This window comes from Kitasatospora sp. NPDC057738, assembly GCF_042798815.1.
GTDB classification, from domain to species: Bacteria; Actinomycetota; Actinomycetes; order Streptomycetales; family Streptomycetaceae; genus Kitasatospora; species Kitasatospora lactacystinica.
The window spans coordinates 84,736-95,375 of sequence record NZ_JBHVJT010000030.1 but is presented as its reverse complement, the minus strand read 5'-3'; the positions used below and the strand labels follow the sequence as shown (position 1 = coordinate 95,375).

The window sequence follows — 10,640 nt, the reverse complement described above, 5'->3', positions numbered from 1 at the left end:
CGCCTGTGGAGCGCCTTCCGCAACAACGAGGTCCCGCCGGACTCGCCGCTGCTGCCGGTGGTCGCCTGGCAGCCGATCTGCGTGTTCGCGGACGGCGACGAGCACCGCCGACTGCGCGGCGCGCTGCTGGACGGCCTGAACGGCTTCGACCGGCGCGGCATCCGCCGTCACGTCCGCCGCTTCACCACCGACCTGGTCCAGGTGGTCGGGCCGACCGGCCGGGCCGAACTGATCTCCCAGTTCGCCGAGCACCTGCCGATGCTGGTGATGACCAAGCTGCTCGGCATGCCGGACGAGTACGGGCCGCAGCTGGTGACCGCCGCCCGGGACCTGCTGAAGGGCACCGAGACGGCGATCGCCAGCAACGAGTACGTGGTCGCCGGTCTGCGCCGGACCATCGCCCTCAAGCGCGAAAGCCCCGGTGACGACCTGACCAGCCGCCTGCTGGCGCACCCGGCCGGGCTGACCGAGGACGAGGTGATGGAGCACCTGCGGGTGGTGCTGCTGGCCGCGAACGAGACCACCGTCAACCTGATCGCCGACTCGTTGAAGATGGTGCTCACCGACCCGCGGTTCCGCGCCCACCTCTCCGGCGGCCAGATGACCCTGGGCGAGGCGCTCGACCAGGTGCTCTGGGACTCCCCGCCGATGTCCCTGGTGGCCGGCCGCTGGGCGACCGCCGACACCGAGCTGGGCGGTCAGCGGATCGGTGCCGGGGACCTGCTGCTGCTCGGGCTCGCGGCGGGCAACGTGGACCCGGTGGTCCGGCCCGACCTGGCGGCCCCGCTGTACGGCAACCGCTCCCACCTGTCCTTCGGCGCCGGTCCGCACGAGTGCCCCGGCCAGGACATCGGGCGGCACGTCGCCGAGGCCGGGATCGACATCCTGCTCACCCTGCTGCCGGACGTCCGGCTCGCGGTGGCCGAGGAGGAGCTGACCTGGAGTTCGGCCTGGATCTCCCGTCATCTGACGGCGCTGCCGGTGGAGTTCACCGCCCGCGACATCGAGCCGGACCCGCTCTCGGTGGCGGAGGCCGAGGAGGCGGAGGCGGAGCAGGCGAAGGCCGGGGCCCAGCAGGTGGAGCAGGGCGGCTCGGCGGCTCAGCAGGCCGTTCCGGGCCCCCGGAACGCCGGGCGCGCCGGGACGGCCGGGCCGCAGGCCCCGACGACCCCGACGGTCCCGGCGCAGCGCCGCGGCTGGTGGGACGTGCTCACCGGTCTGTTCCGGCGCTGAGCCGCCCTGGGCTGCCCTTATCCGCCCTGGGCCGCCCTGGGCCGCCCGGCACACGGGTGACCGGCACACGGGTGACCGGCACACGGCTGACCTGCGCCGGTCGGCCGTGTGCCGGGCGGCCCGGCCGTCAGCCGTCGCGCCCGTCGGTCCGGCGCCGGTACAGGGTGAAGGTGTCCACCGGGGTGAGGTCCCCGTGCGGTCCGTCGAAGGTGTAGTAGACGACCTTCATGGTGGTCGTGCCGCCGCGCCGGTCGCCCGGGTCGACCTCGAAGGCCGCGAAGCCGTGGGCGTGGGTGCGGTCCTGGACGGCGGCCCAGGGCGCGTCCTCGGTGACCCAGACCGACTCCCGGTACGGCGCGCCCGGCTTCGGGTCCTCCAGCCCGACGACCACCCGGCCCTTGGGCTTCTCGAAGAGGTCGTCCTGCGTGGTGGCGGCGTTGCCGCCGGCCCCGATGATCATGTGGACGGTGCCCCGCCCGGTGTCGACGAGGTCGGTGCGGGTGTCGGTCGGCACCGGGGTGCGGGTGTCGTTGGGCAGGGTGCCGCGGACGGGGTGGGAGCGCTCGTAGTAGTGCTCGTGGCCGCACACCACCAGGTCGACCCCGTAGGCGTCGAACAGCGGGCCCCAGGTCTCGCGGAGGCCGAGGTCACTGCCGGAGCCGTGCATCGAGCTGGAGATCATCGGGTGGTGCATGCAGACCACGATCCAGTCGATCGCCCGGCTGCTCCGCGCCGCCCGCAACTCCCGCTCCAGCCAGCGCCGTTGGGCGCCTCCGGAGTAGCCGCGCAGGTAGACGTCGCCGGAGTTCTGGATGGCCTCGTCGTCGTTGGCGAGGCTGATGAAGCGCACCGAGCCGACGGTGAAGGCGTACCACATGCCCCGGGTCTCCTCGTCGGAGGAGGCCGAGGAGTCGGGGAGGGTGAAGTAGGCCTGGTAGCCGGTCGCGCCGATCGGGCCGTTGCCGCCCTCGTTCTCGTGGTTGCCGACGCAGGGCATCCAGGGCCGCAGCCGGGTGGAGCGGCTGTTGCTGATGAACCAGTCGGCCCAGGTCGCGGTGCGGCTCTGGCCGTGGCGGCCGGCGTAGGAGGAGTAGCAGAGGTCGCCGTTGATGAGGTTGAACAGCGGCCCGACGCGTTCGACGGCGGCGACGATGTCGGCGGAGGCCGCGGTGCCGACCTGGCTGCTCATGAACACGGGGTACTTGCCGAGCGGGGAGGGCATGCCGTCGGGGAAGGTGATCCGGCGGCGGAGGTTGGGCGCGGCCTGGTCCCCGAAGCTCGTGAAGGTGAAGGGGGTTCGGCCGCGCGGGGCGGTGGTGAAGGTGCCGGTCTCGGCGTTGGCGCCGTCGTGGCCGGCGTTGTAGAGGTAGGTGGTGCCCGGGCGCAGGCCGGTGAGCCGCGCGTGGTGGACGTACACCTCGACCTTGTCGATCGAGTCCCGGTAGGTGCGGGTCTCGGCCTGGACGACCCGGCCGAGGCCGCCGTCCGGCGAGCCGTACCGCACCTGTGGTCGGCGCACGGACTGCGGGGTGAGCCAGGAGACGGTCATCTCCGTACTGGCGTCGGTGCCGAACTGCAGGTGCAGCCCGGTCACCGAGGCCGTTCCGGCGCGGTGCGGGGTGGTCTGCAGGAGCGGACCGGCGGGCGCGTCGTCGGCCGGCTGGGCGGCCGCGGGTTGCGCGGCCGCCGTCCCTGCCGCCACGAGGGCGGCTCCGGCCGCCGAGGTGCCCTTGAGGATGGACCTGCGTGCAATGGTCATGAAATCTCCGCCTGCCGAGTGGGGGGTTCGACGGGCAGTCACTTTAATGACATGAGCACGTAAAGACGATCGTTTTGACGAGGAAGGATCCGACTACGCCTTGCGGCCGACTCCCCCGTACACCGAGACCGTGCCCCCGCCCGGGGCCGGGACCTCGGCGAGCTCCGGGTGCCAGTCGTTGATCAGGACCACCCCAGGATCGTCCAACTCCAGCCCGGCGAAGAAGAGTTCGACGCGCTCGCGCGAGCGGAAGTGAAGCGTGATCCCGGCGTCCTCGTACCGGCGGGCGGCGGCCGCGCTGCGCTCCGGCGCGATGTCGGCCGTCCCCGCGGACAGCGCGAGGAAGCTGCCGGCGGGCAGGGCGTCCAGGATCTTGCGGACGGGCGGGTGCGCGGCCTCGTCGGAGAGGAAGTGGACGATGTTGATGAGCGTCAGGGCGACCGGCTCGCGGAGGTCCAGGGTGCCGGCCACCGCCGGGTCGGCGAGGAACCGCTCCGGTTCGCGCAGGTCGCCCTGGACGTAGGCGGTGCGGCCCTCGGGGGTGCTGGTGAGCAGGGCGCGCGAGTGGGCGAGCACGATCGGGTCGTTGTCGACGTAGACCACGCGGCAGGCCGGGTCGACGGACTGCACGATCTCGTGCAGGTTGGGCGCGGTGGGAATGCCGGTGCCGACGTCCAGGAACTGGCGCACGCCGTGCACCTCGGCGAGCCGGCGCACCATCCGGTGCATCACGGCACGGGCGGCGGTGGCGTCCGCGCGCACGCCGGGCAGGTCGGCCAGGACGCGGTCGCCGACCTCGCGGTCCGCGGGGAAGTTGGTCTTGCCGCCGAGCAGGTAGTCGTAGACCCGGGCCGAGTGCGCCCGGTCGGTGCGCAGGTCCACCTGCGGCGGCTCCTCGAACCCGGGCTCGGTCAGCCAGCTCTCCGACAGGCCGGCGCCCGGCGGACGGTCGTAGGACCCCCAGTCGTCCGAACCCCGGTCGTCCGGACCGCCGACACCCGGACCGGTGTCCGATGCGCCGACGCCCCGTCCGGCAGTGTCCGGTATGTCCGCACCCGATGCGTCGGTGCCCATGCTCCGCCCTCCCCGATCAGCAATGGTCCGGACCACTCAACCACAGTGGATGACTGTCCGTCAGGCGGTTCCCGGTGTCCGCTGAACCGAGGCTTCCGCGCCCCGCACGGCCGCGGCGAAGGACGGCACCTTCATCGCCGTCAGCAGCGCGAGGGCCGGGCCGGCCGTGCAGACGGTGACGTATCCGGGGATCAGGCCCAGCAGATGACGGCCGTTCAGCCACTCGGCGAGCAGCGGGAAGGTGCCGCCGAACGCGGCGATGGTGGTCGCGTTGACCACGCCGAGGCCGACCGCCCGCACCTCGGTCGGGAAGAGTAGCCCGGTGAAGACGTTGAGCGTGCCGAGCACCGTGGCCACCAGCATCCCCAGCAGCACGGCGACGACCTGGAACGGCAGCCAGCCCTGGCGCAGCCCGGCGAGCAGGATGCCGACCATCGGGATCGGCAGGCCGAAGCCGATCCGGGCGACCGGCAGCAGGCCGAAGCGGTCGGCGGCGACACCGGTGAGCAGCATGGTGGCCAGCACCACGACGAGCACCACCGTCATGAAGGAGGCCGCCTCCTCCTTGCCGACCACGTGGTAGGCGGCGGCGTACTGCGGCAGGTACGCCAGCGCGAAGTAGTAACCGACCGTCCCCCCGAGGGTGTTGAGGAAGACGGTGAGCACCGCCCACCGGTGCTCGCGCAGCGTCCGCAGGAACGGCGGGCGGGCGGTGCGCCGCGCGCGCTCCCGGGTGCGGCGGAACTCCGCGCTCTCCGGCGCCCACCGCCGCACCCAGACGGCGGCCAGCCCGAGCAGTGCGGCGACCGCGAAACCCAGGCGCCAACCACCGTTCTCCAGACCGGACTTGCCGATGGTGTGGATCAGCACGGTGAGCACCCCGAAGGAGAGCAGCGAGCCGAGGACGATCCCGCCGTAGGAGATCGAGCTGAACGCGAAGCGGTGCCGCGGCGGGGCGGTCTCGGTCACGTACGCGGCCACGCTCGGCGCCTCCCCGCCGAAGGCGAGCCCCTGCACCACCCGGGCGAGCACGGCCAGCAGTGCCGCCCAGACCCCGATGGCCTGTTGGCCGGGGATGACGGCGATGCCCAGGCTGGCGGCGGCGATCACCGCCATGCCGAGGCTCAGCGCGAAGCGCCGTCCCCTGGTGTCGCTGAGGCGCCCGATCAGGTAGGAGCCGACCGGCCGCGCGACGAAGCCCACTGCGAAGGTGACGTACGCGCCGAGCACGCCGCTGACGCCGTGCTTGCCGTGCCCGAAGAGGTCCGCCGCGAAGTAGGGCGCGAGGACGGCGTAGATGCTCCAGTCGAAGGACTCGACCACCGATCCGACCGTCGCCGCGGCCAACTCCCGCCGCCGCCCGCCGGCTTCCGCCTGCTCACGGAGCGGGGCCACCGCACTGCTTTCTGTCATGACCTCAGCATGGCATCGTTCGGCGCCCCGCGGAATCACCCCTCGCGCCCGGCGGACGGCTCCACCCCGGCATCGTGGCGAGAGGCGTCGTGCGGAGAACTCCGAGAATCCCATGTGACCGATGTGACAGGCAGGTGATATTCCTGTGCCGTGCATTTCATGATCACCAGGAATCCGCGGCGCGTCCTGCCCGCCGCCGTCGCAGCCGTCGCCACCGCCGCCCTGCTGGCCGGCTGCACCGGCGGGAGCGGCACGGCCGCCGCGCCCGCGGCCACCACGGCCCCCGCCGGCGCGACGCCGACGGCCACCCCGACGCCCACCCCGACCGTCAAGCCCACCGGTGCCGCCGACCCGGCGCTCAAGGCCTTCTACGGCCAGCAGCTCGCCTGGGGCCCCTGCGCAAAGGACCCGCAGAACAAGGAGGACGTCTCGGCGCTCCAGTGCGCCGCCCTCAAGGTCCCGCTCGACTACACCGCCCCGGCCGCCGGCACCCTCGACGTCGCCGTGGTCCGCAACCCGGCCACCAAGCCCGACCAGAGGATCGGCTCCCTGCTGCTCAACCCCGGCGGCCCGGGCGGCTCCGGCGTCCAGATGGTCACCTACGACCCCAAGGGCCTCGACGGCCCGCTGCACGACCGCTACGACATCGTCGGCTTCGACCCGCGCGGCACCGGCGGCACCAGCCCGCTCAACTGCCTGGACGACCGGGCCCGGGACGCCTGGCTGAACACCGACCAGGCCGGCGACGACCACGGCAAGCAGCTCGCCGACGCCTGCCAGGCCAAGTACGCACAGGTCCTGCCCTTCGTCGGCACCCGCAACACCGCCCGGGACATGGACGTGCTGCGCGCCGCCCTCGGCGACCAGAAGCTCAGCTACCTCGGCATGTCCTACGGCACCTACCTCGGCTCGCTCTACGCCGAGGAGTTCCCGGACCGGGTCGGCCGGCTCGTCCTGGACGGCGCCACCTCGGCCTCCACCTCGCTGATCCAGCACAACATCGAGCAGTCGGCCGGCTTCGAGCGGGCGCTGAAGGCCTTCGCCGCGGACTGCGTCACCAAGGACGCGTGCCCGCTCGGCAAGGACGCCGACCAGGCCCCGCAGAAGCTCGCCGCCTTCCTCGACGGGCTCAAGGACAAGCCGCTCAAGACGGAGAAGGGCCGCACCCTCACCTCCAGCGCGGCCTGGACCGGTGTGCTCAGCCGGCTCTACGGCGGCGAGAAGGCCTGGACCGGCCTGCGCAACTCCATCGGCTGGGCGATGGTGCGCGGCAAGGGCGACTACCTGCTCAACCTCGCCGACGGCTACAACGGCCGCGAAGACGACGGCCGTTACAGCCCGTCCGCGGACGCCTACACCGCCATCCACTGCGCCGACGGCGCCACCGACGCCCCGGCCGGTGAGCAGCTGCAGGCCGCGCTGACCGACCTCGCCGCCAAGGCCCCGCTGGTCGGCAAGCACGACCCGATGGCCTCGCTGTTCGACCCGGACTGCCGGATCTGGCCGTTCCGCGCGACCGAGAAGCCGCACGTGATCAAGTCGGCCGCCACCGCCCCGATCGTGGTCGTCGGCACCACCGGGGACCCGGCCACCCCGTACGCCTGGGCCGAGAAGCTCACCGCCGAACTCGGCAACGCCGTCCTGATCAGCCGCGACGGCGAGGGCCACACCGGCTACGGCGCGAGCAAGTGCGTCCGCGCCTCGGTGGACGCGTTCCTGCTGGACGGCACCGTCCCGGCCGCGGGCATCCACTGCCCGACGGACTGACCGCGGGCCTGCTCCACCGGCGGCGCCGGGCTCACGGGCCCGGTGCCGCCGCCGTTCCCCGGACCCCGCCCGGCGGACGGGACTCGGCGGCAGGGCTCGGAGTTCACGGCTCGGAGTTCACGGCTCAGTGGCCGGGGTCTCAGTGGCCGGGGTGGTGGACGAACCGGTAGGTGTCCCGGTCGAGTTCGGTGACCTGGACGCCGATGGCGGCGGGCCGGTCGATCCGGGCGCGCAGGGCGGCGAGCACCCGGGCGGTCAGTTCGGCGCGCTGCTCGGTGCTGCGGCCGGCCAGGATCTTCACCTCGACCAGCACCACGGCCTCGCCGCTCGTCCCGTCGCCGACGTGGTGCCGGCCCGCGGGACGGAAGAGCGTCTTGCAGTCCGCCACCGTGGTGTCGATCACCTCGGTGATCGCCTGGTGGACCTCGGCGGCCAGCGCCGCCCGGTCGAAGTCGAGTTCGGCCGAGTGGTCGACCAGGATCTGCGGCACGGGAACCTCCAGGAGTCGTTGCCGGACGCCCCGACGCTATCGGACGCGCCCGGGGCCCCGGCGCGGGGTGCGGCGCCGGGGCCCCGGAGGTGCCCGGTGGAGCGGTGATCGGTGGAGCGGTGGAGCGGTGGAGCGGTGAGCGGTGGCCGGTTCAGCAGCCGAAGTTGATCTTGCGGAAGGTCACGTAGTGGTCGGCGGTGTAGTAGTCCTCGTGGTACTGCTTGCCGGTGACGATGCGACGGGCGCCGCGGGTCGGCGAGCCCGGGGTGACCACGGTGTACTCGTGGTAGTAGCCGGAGGACTGCGCGGGCAGCACGCGCTCCCGGTTCTGGAAGACGACACCGTCCTGGCTGTACGGGAAGGGACCGCCGGAGGCGATCAGGTCGAGGGTGGTGCCGGCCTGGGACGGCAGGGCGGACAGGCACACCGAGCCGCTCACCGCGGCCTGCGCCTCGGTCGCGACGGCGATCGGCGCGAGGGTGACCAGGGCAACGGCGGCGGTGGCGGCGACGCGGGTCTTCCACGCGCGTAGAGTTCGGGTCATGACAACCAGGATGGCGACGGTCGGGAGCCATCGGAAGCCCCGTTCCAACTCTTCACCTCCGGTCAACTCGACGTACCCGTCAGGGCCTCGGCCCGGTCAGCCGCCGGGCCGGCCTCAGCCGCGCGACAGCACCAGCGACTGCACCGCCGGGAGCCTGCGCCAGTCGCTGGAGACGATGCTCGCGTGCGCCTTCGCCAGCTGCTCGGTGCGGGCCCGGGCCTGGTCCGCGGTCGGATCCGTGCCGCTGATCTCCGGCGCGACCAGGTGGGAGTCCGTCATCACCAGCAGGTAGTGGGCGTTGTCGTACCAGGCGGTGTCGACGGTCCTGACGTAGGTGGAGGCGTCACCGTCGAAGACCACGAACCAGGGCCGGATCGAGGCGTCCGCCCCGGCGTACTGGCCGCGCGGGTCGCCGGTGGCGGCGCCGAGCACGGAGGGGAACACCTGCGCCTGGCCGATCCGGCCGGCCGCCGCCAGATCGCGCAGGTGCCGGCCCTGCTCGACGTCGGTGTGCAGGGTGTCGAAGGGGTTGCCGAGCTCGACCGTGCCCGGGATCGCGTACAGCAGCACCTTCCCGGCCAGCGCCGAGCGGCTCGGCCAGTTGCCCGCCCGCACCGCCTCGTCGACGCTCGCGTACGAGCCGCCGCCGGGCCTGGCCAGCAGGTCGGCCGGGCGCAGCACGGCGGAGCCGAGGTGCTGGGCGATCAGCGCGTCCAGCTGGTCCGGGCCCATGCCGAGGTTGGCCGAGTAGCCCGGCTTGAGCTCCAGCTTGATCACCAGCGGCCCGGCGCCCGGGTGCGCGCCGAGCCAGACCCGGACGTCGTCCAGGCAGCTCTCCAGGTTCTGGTCGGTGCCGCCCGCGTAGAGCTGCGCGGGGGTGCTCGCGGCGGTGCAGTTGTTGGAGTTGCCGAACGGGTTGGAGTGGCTGACCTGCCACGTCTTGGTGAAGACGTTCGGCCAGAGGTCCAGCTCGATCATGCCGGTGCCGGTGTCCAGGCCCTGGGCGAGGTACGGGAACGCGGCCGGGTCGTAGGTGTTGTGCAGGCCGACGGTGGTCGCGGAGCCGAACGGCAGGTCGCCCGACCCGCCCGTGGTGGCGTCCGCCGGGGCGGTCGGGATCAGCGCCGCCGCGGCGGCGATCAGGCCTGCGGCCAGGAATCCGGTCAGGGTGCGGCGTACGGTCATCGGAACGGTCCCCCCAAGTCATGGGATGCCGGCCGCCCTGCTCCCGGGCAGCCTGACGAAGCATCGCCCGCCCGGGCGTGCTCAGAATGAAGAAGGCACGACAATAGCGTGACGGCTGCACCGCTTCTCCCCCGCTCCCCTCCCCTTCCTCCACGCGCTCCACATCCGCCACACCCGTCACCGCACCCCGCCGCCACCGTCACCGCACGCGCCGCCGCCCCGCCATCCGTCACGGCACGCGCCGCGCCACGCCCGGGGGCGGTGATGGTGCGTCAGGCGATAGCCACTCCTGGTTAACGTGGCCCGCGCGCGGGGTGCGGGCGGTCCGCACCCGAGACACGCGCGAGGCGCGCAGAACGGCGGAGGAACCGATGTCCCTGGTCCGGGTCCACAACTTCTCGATCTCCCTGGACGGTTACGGCACGGGCGAGGGGCAGAGCCTCGACGCGCCGTTCGGCCACGCCGGCGACCGGCTGCACAGCTGGTTCTTCCGCACCCGGACGTTCCGGCGGATGAACGGCCAGGAGGGCGGCGACACCGGCGTGGACGACGCGATGGCCCGCACCTGGGGCGACGGCATCGGCGCGGAGATCATGGGCCGCAACAAGTTCGGCCCGCAGCGCGGCCCCTGGCAGGACGAGGACTGGCGGGGCTGGTGGGGGCCGAACCCGCCGTTCCACACCCCGGTCTTCGTGCTCACCCACCACCCGCGCCCCTCCCTGGAGATGGACGGCGGGACGGTCTTCCACTTCCTCGACGCCTCCCCCGAGGAGGCGCTGCGCCGGGCCCGGGAGGCGGCCGGCGGCCTGGACGTGCGGATCGGCGGCGGCCCGGCCACCGTCCGGGCCTTCCTGGAGGCCGATCTGGTCGACCACCTGCACGTGGTCGTGGTGCCGGTGCTGCTCGGCCGGGGGGAGCCGCTCTGGGGCGGGCTCGAAGGGCTGGAGCGGCGCTTCCGCACCGAGGCGGTGACCAGTCCGAGCGGCGTCACCCACTACACCTTCACCAGGCCGTAGCCGGCCCCGGGCCCGGTCCCTCCGGCACGGACGACGGCACGGTCCCTCCGGCACGGACGACGGCGGGCCCCCCCCGGGGGGGGGGGGGGCGGTGTTGTTGGGTGTGGGGGACCTTCCGGAGGTCACAGGGTCTGGGGGTTAGACCCCGCTTGTCCCGAT

9 protein-coding genes are annotated in these 10,640 nt (G+C 73.1%); 3 read left to right on the top strand and 6 right to left on the bottom strand.

The genetic code is table 11. The features are described 5' to 3' along the window. Nucleotides 1-1,233, top strand: a 1,233-nt coding sequence (locus tag ACFVGO_RS18515) for a cytochrome P450 (RefSeq protein WP_380632875.1), incomplete at its 5' end; no start/stop codon positions are given. Between the two features lie 127 nt (nucleotides 1,234-1,360). Here the strand turns inward: ACFVGO_RS18515 and ACFVGO_RS18510 are convergent. The 3 genes from ACFVGO_RS18510 to ACFVGO_RS18500 form a co-directional block, all read right to left on the bottom strand. Then, entirely contained in the window at nucleotides 1,361-2,992 is a 1,632-nt protein-coding gene (locus ACFVGO_RS18510; RefSeq protein WP_380632873.1) for a purple acid phosphatase family protein, read from the bottom strand. Nucleotides 2,993-3,085: 93 nt separating this feature from the next. Beyond that, entirely contained in the window at nucleotides 3,086-4,066 is a 981-nt protein-coding gene (locus ACFVGO_RS18505; RefSeq protein ID WP_380632870.1) for an SAM-dependent methyltransferase, read from the bottom strand. 60 nt (nucleotides 4,067-4,126) lie between these two features. Further along, nucleotides 4,127-5,479, bottom strand: coding sequence for an MFS transporter (locus ACFVGO_RS18500; RefSeq protein ID WP_359898349.1), 1,353 nt, complete (start codon nucleotides 5,477-5,479; stop codon nucleotides 4,127-4,129). 159 nt (nucleotides 5,480-5,638) lie between these two features. On the opposite strand from ACFVGO_RS18500, the gene ACFVGO_RS18495 reads away from it, so the two are divergent. Further along, nucleotides 5,639-7,246, top strand: coding sequence for an alpha/beta hydrolase (locus tag ACFVGO_RS18495; protein WP_380632868.1), 1,608 nt, complete (start codon nucleotides 5,639-5,641; stop codon nucleotides 7,244-7,246). A 139-nt stretch (nucleotides 7,247-7,385) separates the two neighbouring features. Here ACFVGO_RS18495 and ACFVGO_RS18490 read toward each other — a convergent pair whose 3' ends face one another. The 3 genes from ACFVGO_RS18490 to ACFVGO_RS18480 all read right to left on the bottom strand — a co-directional run bounded on the left by ACFVGO_RS18490 (nucleotide 7,386) and on the right by ACFVGO_RS18480 (nucleotide 9,465). After that, nucleotides 7,386-7,736, bottom strand: coding sequence for an isomerase (locus ACFVGO_RS18490; protein WP_359915600.1), 351 nt, complete (start codon nucleotides 7,734-7,736; stop codon nucleotides 7,386-7,388). A 151-nt stretch (nucleotides 7,737-7,887) separates the two neighbouring features. Next, entirely contained in the window at nucleotides 7,888-8,280 is a 393-nt protein-coding gene (locus ACFVGO_RS18485; RefSeq protein ID WP_359915598.1) for a ribonuclease, read from the bottom strand. Between the two features lie 114 nt (nucleotides 8,281-8,394). Beyond that, nucleotides 8,395-9,465 (bottom strand): phosphatidylinositol-specific phospholipase C domain-containing protein, encoded by a 1,071-nt coding sequence (locus ACFVGO_RS18480; RefSeq protein ID WP_380632864.1) that lies wholly within the window; start codon nucleotides 9,463-9,465, stop codon nucleotides 8,395-8,397. 371 nt (nucleotides 9,466-9,836) lie between these two features. Between ACFVGO_RS18480 and ACFVGO_RS18475 the strand changes: the two genes are divergently transcribed. After that, nucleotides 9,837-10,481: a dihydrofolate reductase family protein gene (locus tag ACFVGO_RS18475; RefSeq protein ID WP_359915594.1), complete on the top strand. Its 645-nt coding sequence runs from the start codon at nucleotides 9,837-9,839 to the stop codon at nucleotides 10,479-10,481. Nucleotides 10,482-10,640 lie beyond the last annotated feature (159 nt).

Excerpts from the sequence above, each read along its gene's own strand:
- ACFVGO_RS18510 (WP_380632873.1), bottom strand. The coding sequence starts at position 2,992 with ATGACCATTGCACGCAGGTCCATCCTCAAGGGCACCTCGGCGGCCGGA.
- ACFVGO_RS18505 (WP_380632870.1), bottom strand. The coding sequence starts at position 4,066 with ATGGGCACCGACGCATCGGGTGCGGACATACCGGACACTGCCGGACGG.
- ACFVGO_RS18500 (WP_359898349.1), bottom strand. The coding sequence starts at position 5,479 with ATGACAGAAAGCAGTGCGGTGGCCCCGCTCCGTGAGCAGGCGGAAGCC.
- ACFVGO_RS18495 (WP_380632868.1), top strand. The coding sequence starts at position 5,639 with ATGATCACCAGGAATCCGCGGCGCGTCCTGCCCGCCGCCGTCGCAGCC.
- ACFVGO_RS18485 (WP_359915598.1), bottom strand. The coding sequence starts at position 8,280 with ATGACCCGAACTCTACGCGCGTGGAAGACCCGCGTCGCCGCCACCGCC.
- ACFVGO_RS18480 (WP_380632864.1), bottom strand. The coding sequence starts at position 9,465 with ATGACCGTACGCCGCACCCTGACCGGATTCCTGGCCGCAGGCCTGATC.
- ACFVGO_RS18475 (WP_359915594.1), top strand. The coding sequence starts at position 9,837 with ATGTCCCTGGTCCGGGTCCACAACTTCTCGATCTCCCTGGACGGTTAC.